The 23,857-nt window shown below is 70.9% G+C and carries 22 protein-coding genes; 15 read left to right on the forward strand and 7 right to left on the reverse strand.

From position 1 onward, the window contains the following. The first annotated feature begins 138 nt into the window (after positions 1–138). The 6 genes from ABZT74_RS16565 (at position 139) to ABZT74_RS16590 (ending at position 4,491) form a co-directional block, all read left to right on the forward strand. The gene (locus ABZT74_RS16565; protein ID WP_355868001.1) at positions 139–507 is read left to right on the forward strand and encodes a sortase-dependent protein; all 369 of its coding nucleotides are present in this window, start codon (positions 139–141) and stop codon (positions 505–507) included. After that, entirely contained in the window at positions 504–1,145 is a 642-nt protein-coding gene (locus tag ABZT74_RS16570; RefSeq protein ID WP_356435546.1) for a class F sortase, read from the forward strand. The genes ABZT74_RS16565 and ABZT74_RS16570 overlap by 4 nt, the downstream gene beginning before the upstream one ends. Positions 1,146–1,322: 177 nt before the next feature. Beyond that, positions 1,323–1,814, forward strand: a complete 492-nt coding sequence (locus ABZT74_RS16575; protein WP_355868007.1) for an RNA polymerase sigma factor — start codon at positions 1,323–1,325, stop codon at positions 1,812–1,814. Further along, complete coding sequence (locus tag ABZT74_RS16580; protein ID WP_356435548.1) at positions 1,798–2,304, forward strand: hypothetical protein; 507 nt, start codon at positions 1,798–1,800, stop codon at positions 2,302–2,304. The genes ABZT74_RS16575 and ABZT74_RS16580 overlap by 17 nt, the downstream gene beginning before the upstream one ends. 231 nt (positions 2,305–2,535) lie before the next feature. Further along, on the forward strand, positions 2,536–3,900 hold the full coding sequence (locus ABZT74_RS16585) for an FAD-dependent oxidoreductase (RefSeq protein WP_355868013.1): 1,365 nt from the start codon (positions 2,536–2,538) through the stop codon (positions 3,898–3,900). A gap of 63 nt (positions 3,901–3,963) precedes the next feature. Next, positions 3,964–4,491 carry a hypothetical protein gene (locus ABZT74_RS16590; RefSeq protein WP_356435551.1) on the forward strand — a complete coding sequence of 176 codons (528 nt, stop codon included), beginning with the start codon at positions 3,964–3,966 and terminating at the stop codon, positions 4,489–4,491. Here the strand turns inward: ABZT74_RS16590 and ABZT74_RS16595 are convergent. The 3 genes from ABZT74_RS16595 to ABZT74_RS16605 form a co-directional block, all read right to left on the reverse strand. After that, entirely contained in the window at positions 4,451–5,635 is a 1,185-nt protein-coding gene (locus tag ABZT74_RS16595; RefSeq protein WP_356435554.1) for a serine hydrolase domain-containing protein, read from the reverse strand. The genes ABZT74_RS16590 and ABZT74_RS16595 overlap by 41 nt on opposite strands. Before the next feature lie 233 nt (positions 5,636–5,868). Continuing rightward, positions 5,869–6,552 (reverse strand): glycerophosphodiester phosphodiesterase, encoded by a 684-nt coding sequence (locus ABZT74_RS16600; protein WP_356435557.1) that lies wholly within the window; start codon positions 6,550–6,552, stop codon positions 5,869–5,871. Positions 6,553–6,569: 17 nt separating this feature from the next. Beyond that, positions 6,570–7,775: an adenosine deaminase gene (locus tag ABZT74_RS16605; protein ID WP_356169873.1), complete on the reverse strand. Its 1,206-nt coding sequence runs from the start codon at positions 7,773–7,775 to the stop codon at positions 6,570–6,572. A 58-nt stretch (positions 7,776–7,833) separates the two neighbouring features. Here ABZT74_RS16605 and ABZT74_RS16610 point away from each other — a divergent pair, with 58 nt between their 5' ends. Continuing rightward, entirely contained in the window at positions 7,834–8,901 is a 1,068-nt protein-coding gene (locus ABZT74_RS16610) for a DUF4190 domain-containing protein (protein WP_356435560.1), read from the forward strand. Positions 8,902–9,044: 143 nt separating this feature from the next. On the opposite strand, the gene ABZT74_RS16615 is transcribed toward ABZT74_RS16610, so the two are convergent. Beyond that, entirely contained in the window at positions 9,045–10,616 is a 1,572-nt protein-coding gene (locus tag ABZT74_RS16615) for an MFS transporter (protein WP_356435619.1), read from the reverse strand. A gap of 165 nt (positions 10,617–10,781) precedes the next feature. Beyond that, entirely contained in the window at positions 10,782–11,333 is a 552-nt protein-coding gene (locus ABZT74_RS16620; protein WP_356169829.1) for an NADAR family protein, read from the reverse strand. 208 nt (positions 11,334–11,541) lie between these two features. On the opposite strand from ABZT74_RS16620, the gene ABZT74_RS16625 reads away from it, so the two are divergent. The 8 genes from ABZT74_RS16625 to ABZT74_RS16660 all read left to right on the forward strand — a co-directional run bounded on the left by ABZT74_RS16625 (position 11,542) and on the right by ABZT74_RS16660 (position 21,311). After that, on the forward strand, positions 11,542–13,068 hold the full coding sequence (locus tag ABZT74_RS16625; RefSeq protein WP_356435563.1) for a gamma-aminobutyraldehyde dehydrogenase: 1,527 nt from the start codon (positions 11,542–11,544) through the stop codon (positions 13,066–13,068). A 76-nt stretch (positions 13,069–13,144) separates the two neighbouring features. Continuing rightward, entirely contained in the window at positions 13,145–14,392 is a 1,248-nt protein-coding gene (locus ABZT74_RS16630) for a spermidine/putrescine ABC transporter substrate-binding protein (RefSeq protein WP_356435566.1), read from the forward strand. Next, the gene (locus ABZT74_RS16635) at positions 14,389–15,549 is read left to right on the forward strand and encodes an ABC transporter ATP-binding protein (RefSeq protein WP_356435569.1); all 1,161 of its coding nucleotides are present in this window, start codon (positions 14,389–14,391) and stop codon (positions 15,547–15,549) included. The genes ABZT74_RS16630 and ABZT74_RS16635 overlap by 4 nt, the downstream gene beginning before the upstream one ends. Further along, on the forward strand, positions 15,549–16,478 hold the full coding sequence (locus tag ABZT74_RS16640; RefSeq protein WP_355868043.1) for an ABC transporter permease: 930 nt from the start codon (positions 15,549–15,551) through the stop codon (positions 16,476–16,478). Before ABZT74_RS16635 ends, ABZT74_RS16640 begins: the two co-directional genes overlap by 1 nt. Beyond that, the gene (locus ABZT74_RS16645) at positions 16,479–17,279 is read left to right on the forward strand and encodes an ABC transporter permease (RefSeq protein ID WP_355868046.1); all 801 of its coding nucleotides are present in this window, start codon (positions 16,479–16,481) and stop codon (positions 17,277–17,279) included. A gap of 32 nt (positions 17,280–17,311) precedes the next feature. Further along, positions 17,312–18,739 carry an FAD-dependent oxidoreductase gene (locus ABZT74_RS16650; RefSeq protein ID WP_356435572.1) on the forward strand — a complete coding sequence of 476 codons (1,428 nt, stop codon included), beginning with the start codon at positions 17,312–17,314 and terminating at the stop codon, positions 18,737–18,739. A gap of 160 nt (positions 18,740–18,899) precedes the next feature. After that, positions 18,900–19,352, forward strand: a complete 453-nt coding sequence (locus ABZT74_RS16655; protein ID WP_355868052.1) for a hypothetical protein — start codon at positions 18,900–18,902, stop codon at positions 19,350–19,352. Positions 19,353–19,481: 129 nt separating this feature from the next. Then, a complete protein-coding gene (locus tag ABZT74_RS16660; RefSeq protein WP_356435574.1) occupies positions 19,482–21,311 on the forward strand; it encodes a glycoside hydrolase family 18 protein in 1,830 nt (609 codons plus the stop codon). Here ABZT74_RS16660 and ABZT74_RS16665 read toward each other — a convergent pair. Further along, the gene (locus ABZT74_RS16665) at positions 21,299–22,126 is read right to left on the reverse strand and encodes a phosphatase PAP2 family protein (protein ID WP_356435577.1); all 828 of its coding nucleotides are present in this window, start codon (positions 22,124–22,126) and stop codon (positions 21,299–21,301) included. The genes ABZT74_RS16660 and ABZT74_RS16665 overlap by 13 nt on opposite strands. 172 nt (positions 22,127–22,298) lie before the next feature. Beyond that, positions 22,299–23,633: a 4-aminobutyrate--2-oxoglutarate transaminase gene (gene gabT, locus ABZT74_RS16670; RefSeq protein ID WP_356435581.1), complete on the reverse strand. Its 1,335-nt coding sequence runs from the start codon at positions 23,631–23,633 to the stop codon at positions 22,299–22,301. Between the last annotated feature and the right edge of the window lie 224 nt (positions 23,634–23,857).

Genomic DNA, 23,857 nt, shown 5'->3' on the forward strand with positions numbered 1-23,857 from the left:
GCGCCCGTTCCCTCCCGCACTTCACGCGCCTTTGCCCGCTCTTTACAACCCGGCCCCGCGCTGCCTCGTCTCTCCGCTCGATCCACGACGCAGCCCGCCGCTTTCACCGGCGGGCGGACCGACGAAAGAGAGCCACTCATGCGAACCGTCCTCAGTGCCACGGCACTTGCGTGCACCGCCGTGCTGGCGGGCGCGGTGCCCGCGTTCGCCGACGGGCCGTCCCCGGTCCCCTCGACCCGGCCCAGCGTCAGCTCCGCGCCCACTCAGGCGAGTTCCTCGCCGGGCCGGACGCCCTCCGCGGTGCCGAGTGCCGAGCCGACCCGTGCGCCTGCCGCGCGCCAGGTGTCCGTCCGGCCGAGCGGAGCGCCCGACACCGGGGTGACGGCGGCGGGACAGGGATCCTCCGGAGGACAGGGCGGGTTGATCGGCGGCAGCGCGGCCGCGCTGTTCGCCGCCGGGGGCGCGACGTTCCTCGTCGTACGCCGCCGCCGGGCCACCGGGGTATGACGGCCCTCTCCAGGCGCGCGTTCGGCACCGCGGCGCTGGCCGCGCTGCTCGCGGGCTGCGGCGGCTCCCCGGACGGCCGGAATCCCGCGGACGCGAACGCCGCCGGCCGGGCCGCGGCCGAACGGCCGGGCGGCACGACGCCGTCCGCGTCCGAGGCCGCCGGCCCCGCCCGGGCGCTGAAGCGTTCGGAACCGGTCGCGCTCCGCATCCCCGCCATCGGCGTCGATACCCCGGTCATGCGGCTGGGGCTGGCCTCCGACGGCAGTGTGCAGGTGCCGCCGGTCGTCGCGCACGACCGGGCGGGCTGGTACCGGCACTCGCCGACACCGGGACAGACCGGTCCCTCGGTGATCCTCGGCCATGTCACGGTCGGCGCGTACGGGGACGGCGTCTTCCGCCACCTCGCGCGCCTGCGCCGCGACGACCGGATCGAAGTGCGCCTGGAGAACGGCAGGTCGGCGGTGTTCGCCGTCACCTCCGTACGGACCGTCGCCAAGGCGGAGTTCCCCTCCGACGCGGTCTACGGAGACGTGGACCGCCCGGAGCTGCGGCTCATCACCTGCGGCGGCCCCCGCACCGAGGACGGCTACGCCGACAACGTGATCGTGTTCGCGGCACTCGGCTCCGCGAGCCCCTGACACACGGGCGGACGCTCCTCGGTCCCCGCCGGGTGCCGGGCCGCCGTCCGTTCGTCGCACAACCGCGGCACAACCGCAGGGTCCCACCGGGGCCCGAGGCGCGATCCTGGGCCGATGGACCGTACGTCCGCGGCCCGGGATCCCGCCCCTCGCATTCCGTCACGACCATGGAGAGTGTTGAAAGGGTCCCGCGAGAAGGCAGCGTCCGAGCTGTTCGCCGCCCTCTACCCGCGCCTCGCCGGCTGGTGCCGCCGTCTCGTCGACGACGACGGCACGGCCCACGAGATCGCCTCCGAGGCGTTCACCCGGCTCTGGGCGCGCTGGACGACCGTGGCCGAACCCCGGGGCTTCCTCTACGTCACCGCGGCCAACCTCGTCCGGGACCACTGGCGCAAGCTGGAGCGTGAGCGCCGGGCCGTGCACCGGGCGACCACCGAGGCGGCCCTCGGCCCGCCCAACGAGCAGAGCGACCCCTCGGTCCGGCTGATGGTGCAGTCGCTGCCCGAACGGCTGCGCGTCCCGATCCTGTTGCACTACTACGCTGACATGCCGATCCGGGAGGTGTCCGTGCTGACCGGGCGCAAGGAAGGGACCATCAAGGCCGATCTCCACGCGGCCCGCGAACTGCTCCGCGCGCACCTGAGGAGAAGCCTTGATCACACACTCTGACGACGGCCCGGACTTCGAGCCCGACGACCCGCTCGCCGTCATCATGCGACCCCCTTCCGACCTCCTCGGACCCCCGGCCGGCCGGTACGAGGCCATCCGCCGGGGTGCGGCACGCCGCCGACTGCTCCGGGCGTCGCTCGGAGCCGGGCTCGCCTGTGCGGTCGCGGTGCTCGTCGCGCTGCCGCTCCGGGCGGCACAGTCCGAGGGCCCCGCCTTGCCGACGGTCCCCCTGGCGCCGCCGCCCGCGAGCAGTCCGTCGACCGTGCCCGACCCGTCGCCCTCGCAGCGGGGCGCGAGTCCCCGGCCCGGCGCGAGCGACCCTGCCGCGCGGAGCTCGGCGACCTCGGCTCCGCGCACCGTGCCCACCCCGCGCGGTCCGGCCCGTTCGTCGGCCCCCACCCGGACGCCGCCGACGGCCTCCGTCTCCGTCGAGCCCTCGGCGGCGCGGACCGGCACCGGCCCGACGCCCTCGGCTGCGGTGCGGCGGTAGGCGCAAGGGGCTCCGGGGGTGCCGTGGGCCGACCGGGGAGCCGACATGGGTCGACCGGGAGAGCCGACAGCCCCGGTCGCGGGAGGGGCCGGGACCAGGCCATAAAGCAGCCCTTGAACACCCATAAGGCAGCCTTATGAGGTCATAGCCCGGACCCGCCTACTGACTTAGGCTTGCCTTAGTTTAGGCTTCCCGTCGAGCCCCCTGCCTCTGCCCGAAGGGAACCTGATCATGCCTCGCCCTCTGCGGGTAGCCATTGTCGGAGCCGGCCCCGCCGGAATCTACGCCGCCGACGCGCTCCTGAAGTCCGCAGTGGCCGCCGAGCCCGGTGTGTCCATCGACCTGTTCGAGCGGATGCCGGCCCCGTTCGGTCTCATCCGCTACGGCGTCGCCCCGGACCACCCCCGGATCAAGGGCATCATCACGGCCCTGCACCAGGTGCTCGACAAGCCGCAGATCCGCCTCTTCGGCAACGTCGACTACCCGCGGGACATCAACCTCGACGATCTGCGCGCCTTCTATGACGCGGTGATCTTCTCGACGGGCGCCACGGCCGACCGGGCCCTCGACATCCCGGGTGTCGACCTCGACGGCTCGTACGGCGCGGCCGACTTCGTCTCCTGGTACGACGGCCACCCCGACGTCCCACGCACCTGGCCGCTGGAGGCGGAGAAGGTCGCCGTCCTCGGTGTCGGCAACGTCGCGCTGGACGTGGCCCGCATCCTCGCCAAGACGGCGGAGGAACTGCTGCCCACCGAGATCCCGCCGAATGTGCACGAGGGGCTCAAGGCCAACAAGGCCCTGGAGGTCCACGTGTTCGGCCGCCGCGGCCCGGCGCAGGCGAAGTTCAGCCCGATGGAACTGCGCGAGCTGGACCACTCGCCGAACATCGAGGTCATCGTCGACCCCGAGGACATCGACTACGACGAGGGCTCGATCGCCACCCGGCGCGGCAACAAGCAGGCCGACATGGTCGCCAAGACCCTGGAGAACTGGGCCATCCGCGACACCGGCGACCGCCCGCACAAGCTGTTCCTGCACTTCTTCGAGTCGCCGACCGAGATCCTCGGCGAGAACGGCGAGGTCGTCGGCCTGCGCACCGAGCGCACCGCCCTCGACGGCACCGGAAACGTGAAGGGCACCGGCGCCTTCAAGGACTGGGACGTCAGCGCGGTCTACCGGGCTGTCGGATACCTCTCCGACAGCCTGCCCAAGCTGCCCTGGGACGTCGACTCGGGCACGGTCCCGGACGTAGCCGGCCGGGTGATCGAGGACAGCGGCGAGCACCTCCGGTCCACCTACGTCACCGGCTGGATCCGGCGCGGCCCGATCGGTCTGATCGGTCACACCAAGGGCGACGCCAACGAGACGGTCGCGAGCCTTCTCGACGACCACGCGAACGGCCGTCTGCCCGAACCCGCTTCGCCCGACCCGGCGGCCGTCGACGCGTTCCTCGGCGAGCGCGACGTCCGTTTCACCACGTGGGACGGCTGGTACCGGCTGGACGCGGCGGAGAAGGCGCTGGGCGAGCCCGAGGGCCGCGAGCGCGTGAAGCTCGTCGAGCGCGAGGACATGCTGAAGGCGAGCGGCGCCTGAGCCGTACGGAACCCCGTGCGGGGCGGTTTTGAACACGTTCAAGTCGGAGCGTAGGCTCCTGACATGAGCGACAGAGCCGCCCTGCTCAAGGGCATCCGTGCGTGGCTTGTCTTCTTCGTCGTCAGCCTGGTGCTCAGCGGCGCCACGGCCTTCCCCCTGGTGCACGAACTGCACTGGACCGAGGACCTGTTGCGGTCCCTGTCCGTGCCGGAGCACCTGCCCGCCCTGATGGACTGGATCGAGCGGGTCCGCCGCGGCCTCGACACCGCCGACGCCGACTACCCGTTCCTGCTCTACGGAACCGACTGGCTGGCCTTCGCGCACCTGGTCATCGCCGTCGCGTTCTACGGCCCCTACCGCGATCCGGTCCGCAACATCTGGGTCGTCGAGTTCGGGATGATCGCCTGCGCCGGCATCGTCCCCCTCGCCCTGATCTGCGGACCGGTCCGCGGAATCCCCTTCTGGTGGACGCTCGTCGACCTGTCCTTCGGGGTCCTCGGCGTCATCCCCCTCCACGTCGTGCGGAAGAAGATCAAGCGCTTGGAGACCCTCACCGCCGGCCGGGGGAGCGTGCCGGTTCCGGCCGGCTGAGCGCCGCCATCGCGATCCGCTCGGCGACCGGATTCATCGTCTCGCCCTTGGCGTCGGTGGAGTTGACCGAGTAGACCAGGGTGCGGGACAGGTCCCGGGTGGCGCCGACCACCGCGCTGTAGCCGTACCGGGCGCCCGACTTGATCCAGTACACCCTGCCCTCGTACGCGAAGCGCTGCAGGCCGGCGCTCATGTCGGCGCCCTCGATCCCGGCCGGCACGGTGAACATCTCCTCCAACTGCCGTGCCGGGACCAGCTCTCCGCGGAACAGGTGCGTGATCAGTCGCTCCAGGTCGGCGGTCGTGGAGATCATGTCGCCGGCCGCCCAGCGGTCCGCCTGGTTCCAGTCGGTGACGTCCACGAATTCCGTCGTCCCGTCAGGCCGCCGCACCGCCTGGTAGCCGTGGTTGTGCGGCCCGTGGATACGGGGGTCGGTGCCGGGGAAGTACGTGTCGCGCATCCCGGCCGGCCGGAGGACCCGCCGCTCCGCCTCCCGCGCGTACGTGTGGCCGGTCACCTTCTCGATCAGCAGGCCGAGGATCGTGTAGTTGATGTTCAGGTAGTCCTGACGGGTGCCCGGAGCGAACTCCGGTCCCTTCGCCACCGCCGACGCCACGACCTGGCGCGGTGTCAGGGTGTCGAAGCGGTGGGCGTACACGTCCGCGAAGTCGTCGCCGAAGCCGTCACCCGCCTGGACACCGCTCGTGTGATTCAGCAACTGCCGTACGGTGACGGGCTCGAAGGAGGACGGCAGGAGCCCGGGGAGGTACCTCTGCACCGGTGTGCCCAGCCCGATCCGGCCCTCGGCGGCGAGCTGGAGCACGACCGCCGCGGTGACGACCTTGGTGGTGGAACCGGCGCGGAAGCGGGCGTCGGGGTCGGCCGCCCGGCCGCACTCCAGATCGTGCACGCCCGCGCTGCCCCGCCAGCGTCCGTCGGTGCCCCCGACCCGGACGAGCGCCGCCGTCGCGTCCTGATCGGGGAGTCCTGCCAGCGCGGCACGCAGCGCGTCGGCGTCGGGTCCGGCGGACGTACGGGCCGGCGCGACGGCGGGAGAGGCGAACGCGGGGGCTCCCAGCGGCACGGCGGCGAGACCGAGGCTGAGGGCGGCGACGAGGACAACTGCCGTACTGCGTGCGGGCATCGGGTCTCCTGAGGAAGCTGCCGGACGGGAACGCCCTCATCCTCCGGCCGGCGGAGATCCCTGTGATCCTCATCAGGAAGGGTGCCGTCCCCGGTCTCCGCACCGGGGCCCCCCTTAGGGAGACGGGCCGCCGGGGGAGGGGGACGGGCGCCCTGCGCCGGTCACGGCACCCGCGTCGACGGCCGGTCCCCTGGGGAGACCGGCCATGGGGACGAGCGACCGCTCCCGCGCCGTCAGCCGTCGCGGAGGGCGACCAGCGTGTCGATGCGGTTGGTCGTGACCGAGTCGACGCCCGCCGCGAGGAGACGGCGCATGGTGCGACGGGTGTCCGGGGTCCACACCGACACCAGCAGACCGTCCCGGTGGACCCGGGCCACGAGATCCCGGTCCGCCAGCCCGAAGCGGTAGTTGAGCCAGCGCGGACGCACCGCGTCGAGCAGCGCCGGGCGAGGCGGTGCCAGCGTCGTCCAGGTCAGCGCGATCTCGGCGGCGGGGTCGACGGCCCGGACCGTGAGCATCGCCGGGGCGCCCGCGCAGTAGTACACCCGCTCCTGTGCCCCGCACGCGCGCACCACGTCCACGACCTCACGCACGGCCTTCTCGTCCACCGGACCCGGCAGATCGACCATGATCCGGGTGTCGCCGGTCGCCCCGAGGGCCTCCGCCAGCGTCGGCACCCCGCCGCCGGTCAGGCCCTTCACCTCGTCGGAGGAGAGCGACCGCAGGGGACGGTCGTGCCCCCACAGCCGGTTGAGCGTCTCGTCGTGCAGCAGGACGGGCAGGCGGTCTCGCGTCAGCCGTACGTCGATCTCGACGGCGTCCGCGCCCTGGCGGAGCGCGGAACGCAGCGAGTCGATCGTGTTCTCACGGGCGCGATAGGGGTCGCCGCGGTGGGCGACTGCGGTCACGGTGCGCATGCGCCCATTGTGCTGGGTCAGAGTGCCAGCCAGGTCGCGGCATACGTGTCGATCTCGGCCGCGAGCTTCGCCTTGCCGGCCTCGTCGAGGAACGACGCCTCCACCGCGTTGCGGGCCAGCGAGGCGACGCCCGCCTCGTCCAGGTCCAGCAGGCGGGCGGCGACCGCGTACTCGTTGTTGAGGTCGGTGCCGAACATCGGCGGGTCGTCGGAGTTGACGGTGACCGTCACCCCGGCCGCCACGAACTCCCTGATGGGGTGCTCGTCGAGGGTGCGGACCGCACGCGTGGCGATGTTCGAGGTCGGGCAGACCTCCAGGGCGATCCCGTGCTCGGCGAGGTGGGCGAGCAGCTTGGGGTCCCCCGCGGAACTCGTGCCGTGGCCGATGCGCTCGGCGCCCAGGAAGTTCAGCGCGTCCCAGACCGTCTCCGGGCCCGTCGTCTCACCGGCGTGCGGCGCCGACCGCAGCCCCGCCGCGATCGCCCGGTCGAAGTACGGCTTGAACTGCGGCCGCGGTACGCCGACCTCGGGGCCGCCGAGCCCGAAGGACACCAGCCCCTCCGGCCGCAGCCGGTCGTCGGTCGCGAGCCGCACGGTCTCCTCGGCGGCCTCCAGACCGGCCTCGCCCGGGATGTCGAAGCACCAGCGCAGGACGACGCCCAGCTCCGCCTCGGCGGCCCGGCGCGCGTCCTCGATCGCCTCCATGAAGGCGAGTTCGTCGATCCCGCGCCGGGTGGACGACCACGGCGTGATGGTCAGCTCGGCGTAGCGCACCTGCTGACGGGCCATGTCCCGGGCCACCTCGTACGTCAGCAGCCGGACGTCCTCCGGCGTGCGGATCAGGTCGACGACGGACAGGTACACCTGGATGAAGTGGGCGAAGTCCGTGAACGTGAAGTAGTCGGCCAGCGCTTCGGGGTCGGTGGGCACCATCGAGTCGGGGTGCCGGGCGGCGAGCGTGGACACGATGCGCGGGGAGGCGGATCCGACGTGGTGGACGTGCAGTTCGGCCTTGGGCAGCCCGGCGATGAAGGAGTGCAGGTCGCGGACTTCGTCGCGTGCGGTGATGTGCTCGGTCAAGGGGTTCCTCCCCGGAACGGCGTCTCCGGACGGTGCTCGGCGGGACGCGGGTGATCGGCTGATCGGTGACTCGGGATCATCGTAGGCACAGGCTCCGGGACGACGGCCCCGGGCTGTGCGAAGCGGCCGTCGTCCCGTGGAGATCCACGGGACACGCCCGGGCCGTAGCATGACGGCACGCAGAAGAGAGGGGACTTCGCGCATGTCCGAGGACGCGAGCAAGCCGGGAACGCCAGGTGACACCGAGGCGTGGACACCGACGGCTCAGGGGAACGGGTGGACCGCGCCGGCGGACCGGGAGAACGCCACGCGGGCCGATGACGGCGCGCGGTGGGTGGACGGCGCGGCGGGCGACGGCCCGCAGTACGCCGTGACCGGTGAACCGGGGGAGGGCCGGGAACAGGTCCCGCCCCCGGCGGACCGTGCACCGGCCGACGGGCCGGGACCTTCCGTGCCCGCCCAGGCCACCGAGCCGTTCGCCGCCCCGGGCCGGAACGCCGCCTCCGCGTCCGGTGGGGCGGGGCAGGATTCCGCGCCCGGTCAGGCCCCCGGCCCGCAGGTCTCCCTCGGCAAACCCGGCGCCGACCCGCGGCAGGAACCCAATCCCTGGGCGCCGCCCGAGGAGACCGACGCGTCCGCGCGGAGGGCGCCGGGCGGCGCGAGCTCTTCGCCTTCTCCCGCGTACGGGCTGCCGACGATCACATCGCTCCCCGGCACCGGCGTCCCGCCCGGGCCCACGGCTCCCGGCGGCCCCGCCTGGGACAACCCCTTCGCGCCCCCGGCGGCCCACACCCCGTACCCGCAGCCCGGCCCCGGCGAGCCCGTGCCTCCGCCGCCGATAGCCCCCGGCGGTCCGGGGCATCTCCCGTACGGCTACGGCTATCCGCAGTACCCCGGCTCCGGCCCTTCCGCGTACGGGGGCGTCCCGGGCTACGGCTGGCCCGCGGGGCCGCCCGCCCCGAGCAACGGCCTGGGCACCGCTTCCATGGTCCTCGGCATCATCGCCTCCGTCCTGTTCTGCGCGTGGCCCCTGGCGATCGTGCTCGGCATCCTCGCCATCGTCTTCGGCGTGATCGGCCGGGGCCGGGTCCGCAAGGGCGAGGCGACGAATCCGGGGCAGGCGCTGGCCGGGATCATCTGCGGATCGGTCGGCATCGTGCTCGGCACCGCGCTGATCGTCGTCATCGTCGCTCTCCCGGACGACATCGGCAGCGACGACTCCAACGGGTACGACGGGTTCGACACGTCCCTGGTCACGCAGCAGAGGTGAACGAGGCACCGCGCCGGCGGTGTCCCGTCCGCCGGGTAACGCGCGGCCCGCGCGTCACCGGATCGCGCCGTCCGCGCGCCACCTGACCGGCGACCGGGCTCACCTCCGGCCGCGGGAACGGGACCGGTCGGCGGGCCGTCGTGTCAGAGGCTCGTCCGGTGCTCGTCCTCCGACGGGGGCGCGGGAGTCGTCGGGGCCGAACGCGGTTCGCCCTCCGCGGCGGCCGGTGTCGCCTTGCCCCCGGGATGGCGCAGCGCGACCAGGTATCCGATGCCGAGCGCGATGGCCATGCCGTAGAAGACCCACTGGTTGGCCTCGGCGAAGTCCATCCGCACGCTCGACATCGCGTCGCGCGCGGCGCTGGCGGCCGGCCCGGTGCCGGTGGGCGTCCGGGCGTCCCCGTTGCCCGTGACTGCCTCCGCGATGTCCTTGGCCACCCCGTTCGCGGTGTCCGAGGACACTCCGCGGGACGTGAGCGTCGACACGACGTTCTCCGTCGTCCGGTGGGTGAGGATCGTCCCGAGGACGGCCAGGCCCACACTCGCCGCGTAGTTGCGCACGGTCTGGGTGATGCCGGTGACCTCGCCGTACGAGGCGCCGATCGACCGGTTGACGGCGTCCGTCGAGGCGGGCGCGAGGATGAAGCCGATGCCGGCGCCCGCGAGGGCCACATAGGGCCACTGGTCGTGCATCGACAGGTCGGTCAGCTTGTTGGCCCACAGGGCGAACCCGACCGCGCCCACGACGGTGCCGATCTTCATCGGCCCCCGGGCCCCCTGCTTGTCCAGCATGCGGCCGCCCCACTGGGAGGCGATCGCGAAGCCGGCGAAGAAGTACAGCAGGTACAGCGCGGCCTGGTTGGGGGAGGCGCTCAGCGAGACCTGGGCGTAGACGGAGGCGAAGAAGAAGACGGGGACGAAGGCCAGCATGGCGAAGAACAGCACCAGCGTGTCCACGGTGAACGCCTTGTCGCGGAACACCGCCAGGTTGACCAGCGGGTGCCGCTTGTCCCGCTCGTAGCGCCAGAACAGGACCAGCAGCGCCAGACCGCCCGCAATGCAGGCCCAGGTCGCCGCGCTGTCCCAGCCCCAGGAGGCGGCCTGCTGGAAGCCCAGCACGCTCAGACCCATCCCGGCCGCGATGAGGACGGCACCGACGCCGTCCAGTGATTCGGCGCGCCGCCGGTCCGGGATGCGCGCCATCATCGTCAGGACGAGGGCCACGACGGCCACGGGAACGTTCACCCAGAAGATCGCCCGCCAGGTCCAGGACGTGAGCCAGCCGCCCAGCAGCGGGCCGATCGCCGTCAGCGCTCCGGACAGCCCGAAGAACAGCGCCAGGGCCCGGCCGCGCCGCTCCACCGGAAAGACGGCCACCACGACAGCCAGTGCCGCGGGGAACAGGAGCGCCGCCCCCAGTCCCTGCGTCACCCGGAAGATGATCAGCCAGGTCTGGGCGAAGTCCCCTTTGGGCACGCAGCCGCAGAGCACGGAGGAGATGACGAAGACGAGGGTCCCGATGATCACGACCCGGCGTGGCCCGAAGAGGTCGGCCAGGCGGCCTCCGAGGGCGAAGAACGCCGCCAGCGAGAGCAGATAGGCGTTCACCACCCACTGCATGCCCGAGGCGGACAGGCCCAGCTCATTGACGATGTCCGGAGCCGCGATGGAGACGATCGTCTGGTCGATGAACGTCATCGACACCGCGAAGAGCATGGCCGCGAGGGCCAGCGTCTGGTTCGGGGTCCTGGGCGCCGGTTCAGCGGCCGCGCCCCGTGCCGGATGAGTGCCAGTCACCTCTGCATTCTCAGCCGGTTCGCGGGGGGTCGCATCCGCAGGACGATCACCGGTCCGGGCCGCCAGGCCCGCCCCCACCCCGTCCTACCGCAACCGCTCCCGCGCCTCCATGAGCGCGAAGCCCAGCAGGTTCCCGCCCCGCCAGCGCCGTGGATCCGAGGCGCCCTCGTCGGTCGCGGCGAGACCGATGCCCCAGACCCGGTCCAGCGGGCTCGCCTCGACGAGCACCCGGTCGCCGGTGCCCAGCAGGAACTCCCGCAGATCCGCGTGTGCCGCGAACTTGTGGACGCTGCCCTCGACCACGATCCCGAACCGCTCGCGCTCCCACACGGCGTCGTCGAAGCCCCGCACCAGCCGGCCCGCCTTCTTGGCGAGCGCGGGGTTCGCCGCCTCCACCGCCCGCCGCTCGGCCTCGGCGTCCCCGAAGAGGCGCGCCTTGGCGGCCATCATCCAGTGTTCCGCCGTAGCGTAGGCGACCCCTTCGGTCACGAAGGGTGACGGCCACCACTGGCTGAGGCAGCTCGATCCGACCTGTCCGTCCGCCCGCGGACGGTGCCCCCAGAACGGCAGGTACTTCACACGCGCCCCCGACTCGACAGCGCTGACCAGTGCTTCCCGCGTGGCGATCTTCCCCATGCACGCCACTGTGGCACGCACCACTGACATTCCGTCCCGCCTTTTCCAGAAGGACTCGACACCTGGTCGAAGGATTCCGTCGCGTAACCAAAAGGCAACAACGGAATCACTTGTTGGAGTCCCTTAGCTCTGTCAGGATCGGCACTCAAATCGAGCTGGAGCTACGCCGACCCCTGTTCCGACGGGGAGGGCGGCGGAGGAGAGCGACATGCACAAACCGGGCCATCGCTTCCAGGCGCAGGACCGCCTCGCCGGCGGAGCGCAGTACATCGCGGGCCGTCTGACCAAGGGCACTTCCGGCCGCACGCACGCGGTCGTGGACCCCGCCACCGGCGAAGAGGTGTACACCTACGAGCTGGCGGGCACCGCCGACGTGGACGCGGCCGTCGCCGCCGCCCGCGCGGCCTTCCCCGGCTGGTCGGGCGCCACCCCCGGGGAGCGCTCCGACGCGCTGCACCGCTTCGCCGCCGTGCTCGCCGAGCGGGCCGAGGAGTTCGCCCAGGCCGAGTCCCTCCAGTGCGGGAAGCCCCTCAAGCTGACCCGCGAGTTCGACGTGCCGGGCACCATCGACAACACCGCGTTCTTCGCCGGTGCCGCCCGGCACCTCCAGGGCCAGTCCGCGGGCGAGTACTCCGGTGACCACACCTCTTACGTACGCCGCGAGGCCATCGGGGTCGTCGGCTCCATCGCGCCCTGGAACTATCCGCTCCAGATGGCCGCGTGGAAGATCCTCCCGGCGATCGCCGCGGGCAACACGATCGTCCTGAAGCCCGCGGAGCTGACCCCGCTCACCTCCCTGCTGTTCGCCGAGGCGGCCACGGCGGCGGGCATCCCGGACGGCGTGATCAACATCGTCACCGGCCTCGGCCGGGAGGCGGGCGAACACCTCGTCGGACACCCCGACGTCGCGATGACCTCCTTCACCGGGTCGACGGCCGTCGGCAAACGCGTCGCGGAGATCGCCACCTCCACCGTCAAGCGCCTCCACCTGGAGCTCGGCGGCAAGGCGCCCTTCCTCGTCTTCGACGACGCCGACCTGGAGGCCGCCGTCAACGGCGCGGTCGCCGGCTCGCTCATCAACACGGGCCAGGACTGCACCGCCGCCACGCGCGCGTACGTGCAACGCCCCCTCTACGACGCCTTCGTGGAGCGGACGGGTGAGCTGATGGCGAGCGTCCGAGTGGGCGACCCCTTCGCGGTCGACACCGACCTCGGCCCGCTGATCTCGCACGCCCAGCGCGACCGCGTCGCCGGCTTCGTCGACCGCGCCCGCGGCTACGCGCGCGTGGTCACCGGAGGTGAGGCTCCCCAGAGAGATCTCAAGTCCGGCGCGTACTATGCGCCCACGCTCGTCGCCGACGCCGGGCAGGACAGCGAGATCGTGCAGGCCGAGATCTTCGGCCCGGTGCTCGTGGTGCTCCCCTTCGACACCGACGACGAGGGCATCGCGCTGGCCAACGACACCCCGTACGGACTCGCGGCCTCGGCCTGGAGCCGCGACGTCTACCGCGCCAACCGCGCGACCCGTGAGATCAAGGCGGGCTGCGTCTGGGTCAACGACCACATTCCGATCATCAGCGAGATGCCGCACGGCGGTTACAAGGCGTCCGGCTTCGGCAAGGACATGTCCGCCTACTCCTTCGAGGAGTACACGCAGGTCAAGCACGTCATGTTCGACAACACCGCGGTCGCCAGGAAGGACTGGCACCGCACGGTCTTCGGGGACCGGCCGTAACCGACCGACCGGCTACGGCCCTGTGGCAGACCAGGCCGCGACCACGGCCGCGACGCTTCCGAAAGGGCACCAGAGCATGGAGCAGTACGAGCCCGAACGCATGTCCCCGGTCCAACTGGCCGCGCTGCGGCGCAGCTTCCGGAACGGCAGGGCCTCCCTCAGCCGCCGTTCCCTGCTGCGCGCGTCGGCGGGCGGCGCGCTCGCCGTCGGCGGCCTCGGGGCACTGAGCGCCTGTGGGATCCCGGCCGCGGGAAAGACCCAGGGCGGAGTCTCGGCCGAGGACCACTCGGCCAAGGAGAAGGCGATCAACTTCTCCAACTGGACCGAGTACATGGACGTCGACGAGAGCGAGAAGCACCACCCCACGCTCGACGCGTTCGCCAAGCGGACCGGTATCTCGGTCAAGTACACCGAGGACATCAACGACAACGTCGAGTTCTTCGGCAAGATCAAGCCGCAGCTCGCGGCGGGCCAGGACACCGGGCGCGACATCATCGTCGTCACCGACTGGCTGGCGGCCCGGCTCATCCGGTTCGGTTGGGTGCAGAAGCTCGACGCGGCCAACCTCCCGCACGCCTACACCAACCTGTCCGCCCAGTTCCGCAACCCCGACTGGGACCCCGGGCGCGCCTACTCCTACCCCTGGCAGGGCATCTCGACCGTCATCGCCTACAACAAGAAGGCGCTCGACGGTGTCGAGGTCCGCTCGGTCTCCGACCTGCTCGACAACCCCAAGCTCAAGGGGCGCGTCGGCTTCCTCTCGGAGATGCGCGACAGCATGGGCATGACCCTGCTCGACATGGGCAAGGACCCGGCGAACTTCACCGACGACGACTTCGACGCGGCGATCGCCCGGCTCCAGAAGGCCGTCGACAAGGGCCAGATACGCCGCTTCACCGGCAACGACTACACGTCCGACCTCACCAAGGGCGACCTCGCGGCCTGTGTCGCCTGGGCCGGTGACGTCGTCCAGCTCAAGGCGGACAGCCCGGACGTCGACTTCATCATCCCCGACAGCGGATACATGACGTCGACCGACAACATGCTGATCCCCAACAAGGCACGTCACAAGACGAACGCCGAGCGGCTCATGGACTTCTACTACGAGCCCGAGCCCGCCGCGGAACTCGCCGCCTACATCAACTACGTCTGTCCGGTCGACGGGGTCAAGCCCTATCTCGCGAAGATCGACAAGGACGCGGCGAACAACCCGCTGATCATTCCTGACAAGGCCATGGCCGCGAAGTCACACCCCTTCCGCTCGCTGAGCCAGAAGGAAGAGACGGCCTACGAAGAGAAGTTCGCGAAGCTCACAGGGGCGTGACCACGATGACGAATGACAACAGCGGCGACGTCCGCCTCTCCGGGATCAGCAAGACGTACGGCTCCTTCACGGCCGTGCACCCCCTCGACCTGACCATGCCGCAGGGCTCGTTCTTCGCGCTGCTCGGCGCGTCCGGCTGCGGCAAGACCACCACCCTGCGGATGATCGCCGGCCTGGAGGAGCCCTCCTCGGGCACCGTCATGCTCGGCGACCAGGACGTGACGAACCTGCCGCCCTACAAGCGCCCGGTGAACACGGTCTTCCAGTCCTACGCCCTCTTCCCGCACCTCGACATCTTCGAGAACGTCGCCTTCGGCCTGCGCCGGCGCGGCATCAAGTCGGTGAAGAAGCAGGTCGAGGACATGCTCGACCTCGTCCAGCTCGGCGAGCAGGCGCGCAAGAAGCCGCACCAGCTCTCCGGCGGCCAGCAGCAGCGCGTCGCCGTGGCCCGTGCGCTGATCAACCACCCCAAGGTGCTCCTCCTCGACGAGCCCCTCGGCGCCCTCGACCTCAAGCTGCGCCGGCAGATGCAGCTGGAGCTCAAGCGCATCCAGACCGAGGTCGGCATCACCTTCGTCCACGTCACGCACGACCAGGAGGAGGCCATGACCATGGCCGACACCGTCGCCGTGATGAACGCGGGCCGTGTCGAGCAGCTCGGCGCGCCCGCCGACCTCTACGAGAACCCGAACACCACCTTCGTCGCCAACTTCCTCGGCACCTCCAACCTCATCGAGGCCGAGGTCGACTCGAGGAGCGGCGACGAGATCGTGCTCAGGGCGGGCGGCGGCAAGCTGGTGCTCCCCGGGGCGCGATGTTCGGCGGACACCACGACCGGCGGCAAGCTGCTGGTCGGCGTCCGCCCGGAGAAGATCTCCCTCACGCACGCCGACGACGCGGGCGAGATACCCGCCGGCCGCAACCGGATCACCGGCAGGATCGCCGACTCCAGCTTCATCGGCGTCTCCACGCAGTACGTGATCGACAGCGCGGTCTGCCCGGAGTTCGAGGTCTACGCCCAGAACATCGACCGCGACTCCCGGCTCGTCCCGGGTGCCGAGGTCGTCCTGCACTGGAGCCCGGCGCACACGTTCGGTCTCGACGCGACTCAGGACATCGACGCGGGCGTCGACACGGCCGAGGACGAGGCCGCCTGATGGCCACCGTCACCGAGGTGGAGGCGCCGCCGCTCGCGCCGCAGCCCGCCCAGAAACCGCCGAGGAAGCGCGGCCGCCTCGTCCCGTACTGGCTGCTGCTGCCCGGCCTGCTGTGGCTGGTCGTCTTCTTCGCGCTCCCGATGGTCTACCAGGCCTCCACCTCGATCCAGACCGGATCACTGGAGGACGGCTTCAAGGTCACCTGGCACTTCCAGACGTACTGGGACGCGCTCGCCGACTACTGGCCGCAGTTCCTGCGCTCCGTGCTCTACGCCGGTGCCGCGACGATCCTGTGCCTGGTGCTCGGCTACCCGCTCGCGTACCTGATCGCCTTCCGCGCCGGCCGCTGGCGCAACCTGATCATGATCCTGGTGATCGCGCCGTTCTTCACCAGCTTCCTGATCCGCACGCTCGCCTGGAAGACGATCCTCGCGGACGGCGGCCCGGTCGTCGGCGCCCTGAACACGCTGCACGTCCTGGACGTCACCAGCTGGCTCGGCTTCACGGCCGGCGACCGGGTGCTCGCCACACCGCTCGCGGTGGTCTGCGGACTCACGTACAACTTCCTGCCGTTCATGGTGCTGCCGCTCTACACCTCGCTGGAGCGGATCGACGGACGGCTGCACGAGGCGGCCGGCGACCTGTACGCCCGGCCCATCACCACCTTCCGCAAGGTGACCTTCCCGCTGTCGATGCCCGGGGTCGTCTCCGGCACCCTGCTGACGTTCATCCCCGCCAGCGGTGACTACGTGAACGCCGACCTGCTCGGCTCCACCGACACCCGCATGGTCGGCAACGTCATCCAGACCCAGTTCCTGCGGATTCTCGACTATCCGACGGCCGCGGCGCTCTCCTTCATTCTCATGGCCGCGATTCTCATCATGGTCACGCTCTACATCCGCAAGTCCGGGACGGAGGATCTGGTCTAAATGGCCTTCGTGAACTGGTTCAAGCGTCACCTCGTCGTCATCGGGGGACTGCTGACGCTCGGATATCTGCTGCTGCCCAACATCGTCGTGACGGTGTTCTCCTTCAACAAACCGAAGGGGCGCTTCAATTACGAGTGGCAGCAATTCTCGACGGACGCCTGGCGTGATCCGTGCGGGGTCGCCGACATGTGCGGCTCGCTCTCGCTCAGCCTCCAGATCGCCGTCTGGGCGACGATCGGCGCCACGATCCTCGGCACGATGATCGCCTTCGCGCTCGTCCGCTACCGCTTCCGCGCGCGCGGCGCCGTGAACTCGCTGATCTTCCTGCCGATGGCGATGCCCGAGGTCGTGATGGCCGCCTCGCTGCTCACCCTGTTCCTCAACATGGGCGCTCAGCTGGGCTTCTGGACGATCCTGATCGCCCACATCATGTTCTGCCTCAGCTTCGTCGTGACGGCCGTCAAGGCCCGCGTCATGTCGATGGACCCCCGCCTCGAACAGGCCGCGCAGGACCTGTACGCCGGTCCCGTGCAGACCTTCGTGCGCGTGACCCTGCCCATCGCGGCCCCCGGAATCGCCGCGGGCGCGCTGCTCGCCTTCGCGCTCTCCTTCGACGATTTCATCATCACCAATTTCAACGCGGGCTCGACCGTCACATTCCCCATGTTCGTCTGGGGCTCGGCGCAGCGCGGAACACCCGTTCAGATCAACGTCATCGGTACGGCCATGTTCCTCGTCGCCGTACTGTTCGTCCTGACCGGAATGGTCGTCGGCAATCGCCGCAACAGGCAAAAGGCATAACGCTCGAAAACCCTCGTAGGGAGTTGGAAATCATGGCCCCAAGCGCCATGACGCGTGGTAATCAGTGGACGAAGTCCCTCGCGGACGCCCAGCCGGTCCCGTACTGGCTGGACGACCCCGGCAAACCCCGGCCCGAGCCCGCGCTCACCGGCTCCGACACCTGCGACCTGCTCGTCGTCGGCGGCGGGTACAGCGGACTGTGGACGGCGCTGATCGCCAAGGAGCGCGACCCGGGCCGGGACGTCGTTCTCGTGGAGGGCCGTGAGGTGGGCTGGGCCGCCTCCGGCCGCAACGGCGGCTTCTGCGCCGCCTCCCTCACCCACGGTCTGTCCAACGGACTGACCCGCTGGCCGGACGAGATCCGCAAGCTGGAGGAGCTGGGCGCCCGCAACCTCGACGAGATCGAGGCGGCCGTCGCCCGCTACTCCCTCGACTGCGACTTCGAGCGCACCGGTGAGATCGACGTCGCGACCGAGCCGCACCAGGCGGCCGAACTGCGCGAGTGGCACCAGGAACTGGAGCGCGAGGGCCTCGCCGAGGGCGTCGAACTCCTCGACACCGAGGCCGTCCGCGACCAGGTCGCCTCCCCGACCTTCCTGGCCGGTCTGTACGACCGCCGCGGCGTCGCCATGCTCCACCCGGCCAAACTGGCCTGGGGACTGAAGCGCGCGTGCCTCGGGCTCGGAGTCCGGGTGTACGAGAACACGCCCGCCCTCGACCTGAAGCCGTCCGGCGCCGGCATGGCCGTCCGCACCCCGTACGGCGCGATCGGCGCCCGCAGGGTCGCCCTCGGCACGAACATCTTCCCGAACCTCGTCAAGCGCGTCCGCCCGTACACCGTCCCGGTCTACGACTACGCGCTGATGACCGAGCCGCTCAGCGAGGAGCAGCTGGCCTCCATCGGCTGGAAGAACCGCCAGGGCCTCGGCGACTCGGCGAACCAGTTCCACTACTTCCGGCTCTCCGCCGACAACCGCATCCTGTGGGGCGGTTACGACGCGATCTACCCGTACGGCGGGCGGATGCGCGCCGAGTACGACGACCGCCCCGAGACGTACGACAAGCTCGCCGGGCACTTCTTCACCTGCTTCCCGCAGCTGGAGGGCGTCCGCTTCTCGCACGCCTGGGGCGGCGCGATCGACACGTGCTCGCGCTTCTCAGCGTTCTTCGGCACGGCCCACCAGGGCAAGGTGGCCTACGCAGCTGGCTACACGGGCCTCGGCGTGGGCGCCACCCGCTTCGGCGCGGACGTGATGCTCGACCTGCTGGCCGGGGAGCGCACCGAACGCACCGAGCTGGAGATGGTCCGCAAGAAGCCGCTGCCGTTCCCGCCCGAGCCCTTCGCCTGGACGGGTATCGCCCTCACCAAGTGGTCGCTGGCCCGGGCCGACACCCACGGAGGCCGGCGCAACCTGTGGCTGAAGACCATGGACAGGCTGGGCCTCGGCTTCGACAGCTGAGGGCGCGCGGCACGCTCCGTGATCCACCGGCGTACGCCCAGCTCGTCGGTGTGATCCGGTTCACCACCAACTGGTGGCCCGAACCCGCGTAATGATCGCCCCGGACCTCCCTCTCCCCTGTGACGCGACCAGCGTCATCGCGAGAGAGGGAGGTTCCGTCATGACAGGGCCCAAGACGGCGGTCGAGTGGCTGACATCCGTGGCTCCGGACCCCGAGGCGTGCCGGTGGGAGTGGGAACGCAACCCCCTCGGCATCGCGCTGCTCCCGGCGGGCCGGGCCTGGGACGTGCTCATCCTGCCGGGCGAACTCGGCTATCCGACGCTCGACGTGCTGAGCCGGGTGATCGACCAACCCGGGCCCGTGCTCGTCGACTTCGGGGACGCGCGGATGGGTTTCTTCGTGCCCGCGGGCACAGCCGCCCGCTGGCTCGGTACGGGGGTGCGCACCGCGGGGTCCGGCACCTGGATCGTGGTGCCGTATCCGGGGCGGGCCACCGGCGGGGTCCGCTGGCTGGTGCAACCGGACGGCTCGGGCACCCTCACGGATCCGGCACTGCTCGAACTGGCCATGCACGAGGCGGCGGCGGGCCTCGCCAGGAACGGGGACCGATAGCCGTGCCGGCGCCGCGCGGCGGCGAGCTTCCGAAGTCCCCGGTACGCGGGGGGTCTTGACAACAGAATTGGTCTGGACCAAGTTGGGCGCGCTCCACCCTCCCCATTCCCCCCGTGCCCGGAGGCAGCAGTGGAACGCACCAGACGCAGCAGACCGTCCGAACACCGCCGAAGGATTCTCGCCGTGTGCACGGCCACCGTTCTGGCCGTACCCGGCCTCGTCGCGCTCTCGTCGTCCGCCCGTGCGGCCGACGCGGACCTCGCGAAGAACGGCGGGTTCGAGTCGGGTCTGGCCAACTGGACCTGTACGGCCGCGAGCACCGTCACCACCCCGGTGCGCAGCGGCAGTTCGGCGCTGAAGGCGACCCCGGCCGGCAGCGACTACGCCCAGTGCTCGCAGACCGTGACGGTGAAGCCGGACGCGCAGTACACGCTCTCCGGGTTCGTCCGCGGCAGCTACGTCTACCTCGGCGCGAGCGGCACCGGCACGACCGACGTCAGCACCTGGACCCAGTCCGCGGCCGACTGGCAGCAGTTGAGCACCACCTTCCGCACCGGCGCCTCGACCACCAAGGTCACGATCTACACGCACGGCTGGTACGGCACCGGCACCTACTACGCCGACGACCTCTCGCTGACCGGCCCCGGTGTCGACGCGGGCCAGCCGCCGGCCGTGCCCACCGGACTCAGGACCGGCACGCTCACCTCCTCGTCGGTGGGCCTGTCCTGGACGGCGGTGTCCGGCGCGACCGGATACGCCGTCTACCGCGACGGGGTGAAGGTCCAGACGGCCACCGGCACCTCGGCGACCGTGAGCGGACTGGCGGCGTCCACGGCGTACTCCTTCCAGGTCACCGCGACGAACGACGCCGGTGAGTCGGCGAAGTCGGCGACCGTCACCGCGACCACCCCGGCGGGCTCCGGCGGCGGAGGAGGCTCGTCCGACCTGCCCACGCACGCCCTCGTCGGCTACCTCCACGCGAGCTTCGCCAACGGCGCGGGCTACACGCGCATGGCCGACGTGCCCGACAGCTGGGACGTCATCGACCTGGCCTTCGGCGAGCCGACCTCCGCCACCTCGGGCGACATCCGCTTCAACCGCTGCCCGGTCGCCGAGTGCCCGACGGTCGAGAGCGACGCCGACTTCAAGGCCGCGATCAAGGCCAAGCAGGCGGCGGGCAAGAAGGTGCTGATCTCGATCGGCGGCCAGAACGGCCAGGTCCAGCTCACCACCACGGCCGCCCGTGACACGTTCGTCTCCTCGGTCTCGAAGATCATCGACACCTACGGACTGGACGGCCTCGACATCGACTTCGAGGGCCACTCGCTCTCCCTCGACGCGAGCGACACCGACTTCAAGAGCCCGACCACCCCGGTGGTCGTGAACCTGATCTCCGCCCTGAAGACCCTGAAGGCCAAGTACGGCGCGAAGTTCGTCCTGAGCATGGCCCCGGAGACCTTCTTCGTGCAGCTCGGCTACCAGTACTACGGCACCGGGAAGTGGGGCGGCCAGGACCCGCGCGCCGGCGCCTACCTCCCGGTCATCCACGCCCTGCGCGACGACCTGACCCTGCTGCACGTCCAGGACTACAACTCCGGGTCGATCATGGGCCTCGACAACCAGTACCACTCCATGGGCGGTGCCGACTTCCACATCGCGATGACCGACATGCTCCTGACCGGCTTCCCGGTGGCGGGCGACGCGAACAACGTCTTCCCGCCGCTGCGTCCGGACCAGATAGCCATCGGCATGCCGGCCACCACGAACGCCGGCAACGGCTATGTGTCCCCCGCAGAGGTCACCAAGACCCTCGACTGCCTGACCAAGAAGACCAACTGCGGCACGTACACCACCCACGGCACCTGGCCGTCCCTGCGCGGCCTGATGACCTGGTCGATCAACTGGGACCGCTTCGGCGGCTGGGAGTTCTCCCGGAACTTCGACAGCTACTTCGGCTGAGGACGACCGCTCGTCCGGCCGAGGAACAGCCGCAACGAGTGGAGCAGCACCGCGCAGAGGCACCAGCTGGCCACCACATCCAGTGGCCAGTGGTAGCCGCGCAGGATCAGGCCGGTGGCGACCGCCGCGTTCAGGAGCGCGCAGGTGAACAGCAGGGCGCGGCGGGTGCCGGGCGTGCGGAGCCAGGGGAGGAGGAGCAGGGTCGCCGCGCCGTAGGCGACGGCGGCCGTGGCGGTGTGGCCCGAGGGGTAGTAGCCGTTGCCGGGTCCCATGACCGGGGGCCCGGAGCGGGCGATGAGTTCCTTCAGGGGCACGATCACCGCCGGAACGACGGCCATCAGGACCGCGGCCGCCGTGGACGGGAGCCACCACCGGTGGAGGCCCGCCCGGCGGGCGCGGACCGCCGCGTACACGAGGGCGGCGGCCAGGACGGGGACGGCGACCGTGATGTTGCCGAGGTCGGCGAGGAGTTCCCAGACACGGGCCGGGTGGACCAGCGAGTCGCTGAGGCGTTCGTCCGCGCGGGCGAGGGGGCCGTGGGCCGTGACCTGCCAGGTGATCAGCGCGAAGAGGAGGGCCGGAAGGCCGAGAAGGAGGGTCGGCCGCCCCGGAACAGGGGGGGTGGTTCCGGGGCGGCCGTCCGGACCGGGTTGTCGCGCGCCCCGGGGGGTTTGGGGCGGGCGACTGTCCGATCGGTGAGGAGAACCGGAGCCGGAAGCCCCGGGTGTGTGCGCGAGGGCACGACCAGGGCGAAGCTGGGGAAGCGACGACCCGGAGTCGCCCACAGTCCCCTGTGGGCGGGGTGTATCTCTCATCTGGGTAGAACCTACGGCAGGGTGTCCGGCTCCGACAGGCGCAATCGCGTCCCGTCATGCACCTCGCACACGTTCTTCACACGCTCCGACCGGGTACGCCGCGGCGCCGGAACCAAGCGGAATCCATCCGTGGACGGTGTTCCCGAGGCCCGGCGCCGCGGTGCGTGGGGCGTCAGATGGTGGAGAAGGCCTGCTCGATGATGTCGAGGCCCTCGTTGAGGAGGTCCTCGCCGATGACCAGCGGCGGCAGGAAGCGGAGGACGTTGCCGTAGGTGCCACAGGTCAGGACCAGCAGGCCCTCCTGGTGGCAGGCCTTGGCCAGCGCGGCGGTCGCCTCCGCGTTGGGCTCCTTGGTGGCGGCGTCCTTCACCAGCTCGATCGCGATCATGGCGCCGCGGCCGCGGATGTCGCCGATGATGTCGAACTTCTCCGCCATGGCGCCGAGGCGGGCCTTCATGACCGCCTCGATGTTCTTCGCCTTGGCGTTGAGGTCGAGCTCCTTCATCGTCTCGATGGCACCGAGCGCACCGGCGCAGGCCACCGGGTTGCCGCCGTAGGTGCCGCCCAGGCCGCCGGAGTGCGCGGCGTCCATGATCTCGGCGCGGCCGGTGACGGCGGCGAGCGGCAGGCCGCCCGCGATGCCCTTGGCGGTCGTGATCAGGTCCGGGACGATGCCCTCGTCCTCACAGGCGAACCACTGGCCGGTACGGCAGAAGCCGGACTGGATCTCGTCCGCGACGAAGACGATGCCGTTGTCCTTGGCGAACTGGCTGATGGCCGGCAGGAAGCCCTTCGCGGGCTCGATGAAGCCGCCCTCGCCGAGCACCGGCTCGATGATGATCGCGGCGACGTTGTCCGCGCCGATCTGCTTGTTGATCATATCGATGGCCTGCGCGGACGCCTCGGCGCCGGCGTTCTCCGGGCCGGTCAGCCAGCGGTAGCCGTAGGCGACCGGCACGCGGTAGATCTCGGGCGCGAACGGGCCGAAGCCGTTCTTGTACGGCATGTTCTTGGCGGTCAGCGCCATCGTCAGGTTCGTCCGGCCGTGGTAGCCGTGGTCGAAGACGACGACGGCCTGGCGCTTGGTGTACGCGCGGGCGATCTTGACGGCGTTCTCGACGGCCTCGGCACCCGAGTTGAACAGGGCGGACTTCTTGGCGTGGTCGCCCGGGGTCAGCTCGGCCAGCGCCTCGGCGACGGCGACGTAGCCCTCGTACGGCGTGACCATGAAACAGGTGTGGGTGAAGTCCTGGAGCTGGGCGGAGGCCCGGCGTACGACGGCCTCGGCGCTCGCGCCGACCGATGTCACGGCGATGCCGGAGCCGAAGTCGATGAGGCGGTTGCCGTCGACGTCCTCGATGATCCCGCCGCCGGCGCGCGTGGTGAAGACAGGGAGCACCGATCCCACACCGGCCGCGACCACGGCGGTGCGCCGGGCCTGCAGCTCCTGCGACTTCGGGCCGGGGATGGCGGTGACGACGCGGCGCTCCTGCGGAAGTGCGGTCATGAGGGGCTCCCTGAGATCGTGCAGACGGGGGTTTGCTGTGGGCGGCGGAGACGTGGGGTCCCATCGACTGCCCCGGCGGACGCTGGTCCGGCCTCGCGGTCCTGCTTCTTCTTTCTTCGCAGGCTAGGGCCGAGAGCGGGGGGTCGGCATGCTCCATGTGGGCGTTGTCGGACGATTCGCTTGTCCGTGGTGGACATACAAGCCGGACGGGGAGGACACGATGC

The sequence above is a fragment of the Streptomyces sp. NPDC005302 genome, assembly GCF_040607345.1.
In the GTDB taxonomy this organism is placed as follows: Bacteria; Actinomycetota; Actinomycetes; order Streptomycetales; family Streptomycetaceae; genus Streptomyces.

What these genes read in the sequence shown, in the direction of transcription:
- ABZT74_RS16640 (WP_355868043.1), top strand. Translation starts at nt 15,549, where the DNA reads ATGGCCACCGTCACCGAGGTGGAGGCGCCGCCGCTCGCGCCGCAGCCC.
- ABZT74_RS16665 (WP_356435577.1), bottom strand. Translation starts at nt 22,126, where the DNA reads ATGAGAGATACACCCCGCCCACAGGGGACTGTGGGCGACTCCGGGTCG.
- ABZT74_RS16600 (WP_356435557.1), bottom strand. Translation starts at nt 6,552, where the DNA reads ATGCGCACCGTGACCGCAGTCGCCCACCGCGGCGACCCCTATCGCGCC.
- ABZT74_RS16590 (WP_356435551.1), top strand. Translation starts at nt 3,964, where the DNA reads ATGAGCGACAGAGCCGCCCTGCTCAAGGGCATCCGTGCGTGGCTTGTC.
- ABZT74_RS16655 (WP_355868052.1), top strand. Translation starts at nt 18,900, where the DNA reads ATGACAGGGCCCAAGACGGCGGTCGAGTGGCTGACATCCGTGGCTCCG.
- ABZT74_RS16625 (WP_356435563.1), top strand. Translation starts at nt 11,542, where the DNA reads ATGCACAAACCGGGCCATCGCTTCCAGGCGCAGGACCGCCTCGCCGGC.
- ABZT74_RS16645 (WP_355868046.1), top strand. Translation starts at nt 16,479, where the DNA reads ATGGCCTTCGTGAACTGGTTCAAGCGTCACCTCGTCGTCATCGGGGGA.
- ABZT74_RS16565 (WP_355868001.1), top strand. Translation starts at nt 139, where the DNA reads ATGCGAACCGTCCTCAGTGCCACGGCACTTGCGTGCACCGCCGTGCTG.
- ABZT74_RS16610 (WP_356435560.1), top strand. Translation starts at nt 7,834, where the DNA reads ATGTCCGAGGACGCGAGCAAGCCGGGAACGCCAGGTGACACCGAGGCG.
- ABZT74_RS16595 (WP_356435554.1), bottom strand. Translation starts at nt 5,635, where the DNA reads ATGCCCGCACGCAGTACGGCAGTTGTCCTCGTCGCCGCCCTCAGCCTC.
- ABZT74_RS16585 (WP_355868013.1), top strand. Translation starts at nt 2,536, where the DNA reads ATGCCTCGCCCTCTGCGGGTAGCCATTGTCGGAGCCGGCCCCGCCGGA.
- gabT (WP_356435581.1), bottom strand. Translation starts at nt 23,633, where the DNA reads ATGACCGCACTTCCGCAGGAGCGCCGCGTCGTCACCGCCATCCCCGGC.
- ABZT74_RS16620 (WP_356169829.1), bottom strand. Translation starts at nt 11,333, where the DNA reads ATGGGGAAGATCGCCACGCGGGAAGCACTGGTCAGCGCTGTCGAGTCG.
- ABZT74_RS16570 (WP_356435546.1), top strand. Translation starts at nt 504, where the DNA reads ATGACGGCCCTCTCCAGGCGCGCGTTCGGCACCGCGGCGCTGGCCGCG.
- ABZT74_RS16650 (WP_356435572.1), top strand. Translation starts at nt 17,312, where the DNA reads ATGGCCCCAAGCGCCATGACGCGTGGTAATCAGTGGACGAAGTCCCTC.
- ABZT74_RS16615 (WP_356435619.1), bottom strand. Translation starts at nt 10,616, where the DNA reads ATGCTCTTCGCGGTGTCGATGACGTTCATCGACCAGACGATCGTCTCC.
- ABZT74_RS16630 (WP_356435566.1), top strand. Translation starts at nt 13,145, where the DNA reads ATGGAGCAGTACGAGCCCGAACGCATGTCCCCGGTCCAACTGGCCGCG.